Source organism: Thermogladius sp., from assembly GCF_049970955.1.
Classification (GTDB): Archaea; Thermoproteota; Thermoprotei_A; order Sulfolobales; family Desulfurococcaceae; genus Thermogladius.
Window position 1 is genome coordinate 1 of sequence record NZ_JBMFLY010000079.1, and the last position, 3593, is coordinate 3593.

The 3593-nt window shown below is 57.1% G+C and carries 4 protein-coding genes and 1 tRNA gene; 4 read left to right on the top strand and 1 reads right to left on the bottom strand.

Annotated features, from left to right (window positions below):
- The first annotated feature begins 99 nt into the window (after nucleotides 1–99).
- On the top strand, nucleotides 100–1230 hold the full coding sequence (locus tag ACP5VX_RS06565) for an MFS transporter (RefSeq protein ID WP_428725085.1): 1131 nt from the start codon (nucleotides 100–102) through the stop codon (nucleotides 1228–1230).
- A 296-nt stretch (nucleotides 1231–1526) separates the two neighbouring features.
- On the opposite strand, the gene ACP5VX_RS06570 is transcribed toward ACP5VX_RS06565, so the two are convergent.
- Nucleotides 1527–1626, bottom strand: a tRNA-His gene (locus ACP5VX_RS06570).
- Nucleotides 1627–1806: 180 nt separating this feature from the next.
- On the opposite strand from ACP5VX_RS06570, the gene ACP5VX_RS06575 reads away from it, so the two are divergent.
- From ACP5VX_RS06575 to ACP5VX_RS06585, 3 genes are all read left to right on the top strand, one after another.
- Nucleotides 1807–2391, top strand: a complete 585-nt coding sequence (locus ACP5VX_RS06575; protein WP_428725086.1) for a hypothetical protein — start codon at nucleotides 1807–1809, stop codon at nucleotides 2389–2391.
- Nucleotides 2384–2956 carry a hypothetical protein gene (locus ACP5VX_RS06580; RefSeq protein ID WP_428725087.1) on the top strand — a complete coding sequence of 191 codons (573 nt, stop codon included), beginning with the start codon at nucleotides 2384–2386 and terminating at the stop codon, nucleotides 2954–2956. Before ACP5VX_RS06575 ends, ACP5VX_RS06580 begins: the two co-directional genes overlap by 8 nt.
- 130 nt (nucleotides 2957–3086) lie before the next feature.
- On the top strand, nucleotides 3087–3593 hold a 507-nt coding region (locus ACP5VX_RS06585; protein ID WP_428725088.1), incomplete at its 3' end, for a hypothetical protein.

The window sequence follows — 3593 nt, forward strand, 5'->3', positions numbered from 1 at the left end:
GTCGAGGTCTACAGCTGAATCGGCTTTAAACTCGGGCGGGTACAATAAGAAGGCTAAAAGAAGCCGTAACGAGGTATTCTCGACTAGCGTGGTGGAGCAATGTTCAAGGACAAGATGAGCACCTACGCGGCTGTCGCCTTCGTGAATACCCTGGGATGGGGGGTCTACTACTCGTTTACACGGAGGTATCTAGTCGACGAGTTGTCGGCAGGCGGGGTTGTCATGTTGCTGGCAGGTCTAGAGTGGGGCATGAGCATGGCCTCGCTCTTTGCAGCCCTCCTAGAACAGCGCCTCGGCCGAAAGAGCATTCTGATAGGGAGCCTCTCCTCACTACCGATCATCGCATCGATCTTCATTAAGGAGCCGTACGCTTTCTCGGCTGTCATAAGCTTCTCCAGCCTCTTGTGGGCTTTGTCGTGGCCAAGCGTCATCTCCACCGTGTTCCAGAACGTAACAGGCGAGTACGGTAAGACCTACAGTAGCTTCACAGTCGCGACAGGGCTAGGCTTCGGGGTCGGAGCCCTAATATCTGGCCTCGTGTACAAGATAGGTGGGGCATTTCTCGTGTTCCTGCTAATAGCACTCCTGTTCGCCACCACGTTCGTGGCGGGCTGGGCCTTGAGCCCTGCGGAGAGGGCTAATCGTAGCAGTAGGGTCGAGTGGCGGCTGAGAAGCGGGGGGCTGACAGCCTTCCTCACGTCTTTAACTCTAATCGTATTCGCCCGCGAGATGTTCTTCGCGGTGGGCGCTGTAAAGCTTAGCACGAGTATAGACGAGCTGTTCCCACAGGTAGACGAGGGGACAAGGTACGTCCTGTACGGGCTGTTCTACGGCTTCATAGGCTCCCTAATAAGCCCCTTCGCGAGGCTGGTGTCGGGCCGTGTGGTCGACAAGTATGGTCCGTTAAACGTTTACATAGCGTCGGGCGCCTCCTACCTGGTTACCTACTGGCTGTTCGCCCTGACGAGCGGTATCGTGCCGGTCCTACTCTGGCTGGCCCCGATATATCCGTTCCTAGACACGTCAGTGTACTCGTACGTCGCGGAGAGGAGCGGGGTGAACAACAGGACTCACGGCTTCGGGCAGGTCATATTCTTCACAAGCCTCGGCGGCATCCTCCTCCTACCGGCTCAGCCCCTAGTGGGCTCCGACACGCTGAGAGCGGGGTACTTCATCACAGTAGCGGCCCTCTCCTCCATGCTCATTGCTTACTCGAAGTCGAGGAGCTAGGTGGAGCGCCCCCGTAGAACAGGCGCCCACTGTTCACTGAGAGCTCCTCGAGGTTGCGCAGGCCCGAGGAGCACGCGAGACTTTAGAGACGGCATTCCAGAGGCTAAGTGGAACGGGGCGACTCTAGAGGGCTCCACCTCGGGGACTGAGGCGTTGAATTCTAAGCTGCTACTCCAACCTCCAGGTCAGTGCTGGCAGAGACGCCCCTTAACACGCCTTAAACAGGTCTCGGAGAGTAGAACGGTCCACCCCCACCCATTAGGCTGTGAGGTCAAGGACAAATGGGTTAGGCGAAGGGCCCGGGCCGGGATTTGAACCCGGGACCTCCGGGTCTGTGCCGGCCCCCTTCAGGGGCCGTCCACAGCCCGGCGCTCTACCAGGCTGAGCTACCCGGGCCATTTCCCCTGCTTAATGGCCCAAGCTCATCATCGCTTTACGCTCTATGTCCGGGCCCTTTATCGGTTGATGAATAGTGTTGGTGAACCTATTAAATCTTCACGCTACACTGCGGTTTCCAGCCTTCGACCTCCGCGCACTCACATTATTAAATTCGGGGCGACTTAACTATACCTGAGGATGGTTTTTGTGTCGGCTAGGAGGAAGACTTTTGCGGCCCGCGAGGACTTGATCGACGCGGTAAAGGAGATCGCCAGGAGAAGGGGCTACAGCTTGTACGACTACGTGAACGAGCTTTTCGAGGTGGCTATCAAGGCAGAGAAGGAGGGGTACTCGATAACCAGTGTTGTCAACGAGTTCTTGTTCTTCAAGCAAATACGTGAGTCGGGCTTCGTGCTGCTGCTCGAGAACCTCTTCCAGGCCATGGTCAAAATGGCTTACAGGAACCGCCAGGAGGCGCGCGCGGTTTGGAGGGACGCGGGGTTGTGGATGGCCAAGTCCTTTAAAGCGAAGTACGGCGAGAAGGCCCTCTCGCAGTTCAAGAGCCTGGCGCCCTGGATCTTCTGGGACATACCCGAGTTCGAGATCAGAGAGCTGGGTAACGGGGTCGAGGTTTTCGCCACCAGCCCACGGTTTAGCCCGGAGTACGCAGACCTGTTCAGGTCCATGGTAGAGGGCTTCCTAGAGGGGCTCGGGTACAGAGTGGACTCAAGCGAGGTAGTGGGCAAGACGGTGATCGTGGCGGGTAGGTCGAGCAATGCCTGACGCGAGCAGGAAGAAGCTAATATACGTCTCGGAGGACGTGCTGGAGAGACTAGCGAGGCTGGCCTACGCTAGAGGCGAGTCGCTTGCTAAGCTACTAGACCGGGTACTGAGGCAGGTAGTAGAGGCCTTCGACATGGGCTACAACATGGAGGAGCTGATAAACCTCCTCAAGGTAGTAGAGGTAGAGAAGAAGCTCGGAGCAGTGTTCGTCCCCCACGAAGTGGTGGAGACCCTACTGGAGAAGACGGGCGACAGCGACGACGTCCGGAGGGTGTTCTACGAGGCGGGGAGGGCCTACGGGCTGTACATTAGGAACAAGTACAGTGGGTCGCTCGACATCGTGAGGTCTTTTCTCGAGAAGACCAGGTGGGACTTAAACGAGGTCTCGGTAGTCGAGCAGGGCGGCTCTTACAAGCTTATGTGCGTCTCAACGGTCATGAGCGAGGTCGAGACGAACATGACCGCCAGCTTTATCGAGGGCCTGCTAGCAGGGCTCGGCTATTCGATACTAAGAGAGGAGGTCTCTAAAGGCATAATAGTCGTTGAGTTCAAGGCCGAGCGGTAAACCTGGGCCCCTCGAGGGCGCACCCCTATCCGTGGTCTGTGCACAGGATCTAATGATCGGTTTAGGGTTGTGTACGCACCCTTAAAAACCAACCCCCTTTATCAATTAACAGTCCGAGTGTGGTGGTGGAATGAGTAGAGTAACCTATACGCTCGTACTCGCCCTAATACTCGCCTCTATCGTAACGCCAATAGTGGCAGTAGCCGGAGTCACAGGCAACCTACAGCTACAGGTTACCCCATCCAAGGGCTCTCCCGGCGACGTCATCGTAGTCACAGGCGTAGCGCCTCTAGGCTACATGGTCAACGTGTCGTTCGTCAACTACACAGGTACTGCGCCGGCCCCAGGCAACTACCAGGTCCTGGCTAGCACACTGGCGTCGGTCGGAGTGGGCGGTAAGTTCCAGGCAGTCCTCGTAGTGCCCTACGTCCCCTACGCGACTAACTACGCAGTGTACGCCTTCGTCCCAGGCTTCGAGGCAAACACCTACGACTACGTGCTGTTCACCTTAGTGCCCAAGCTGATACTCAACGTCACGACTGTAAAGTCCGGCGCTTTGGGCGGCCTAATACCGGGGTCGATCGTAAACATAACTGGCGTGGGCTTCACAGCTGGCGCTAGCGTGGCCATCTACATC

Coding starts and splice junctions, on each gene's coding strand:
- ACP5VX_RS06565 (WP_428725085.1), top strand. CDS start 100: ATGTTCAAGGACAAGATGAGCACCTACGCGGCTGTCGCCTTCGTGAAT.
- ACP5VX_RS06575 (WP_428725086.1), top strand. CDS start 1,807: ATGGTTTTTGTGTCGGCTAGGAGGAAGACTTTTGCGGCCCGCGAGGAC.
- ACP5VX_RS06580 (WP_428725087.1), top strand. CDS start 2,384: ATGCCTGACGCGAGCAGGAAGAAGCTAATATACGTCTCGGAGGACGTG.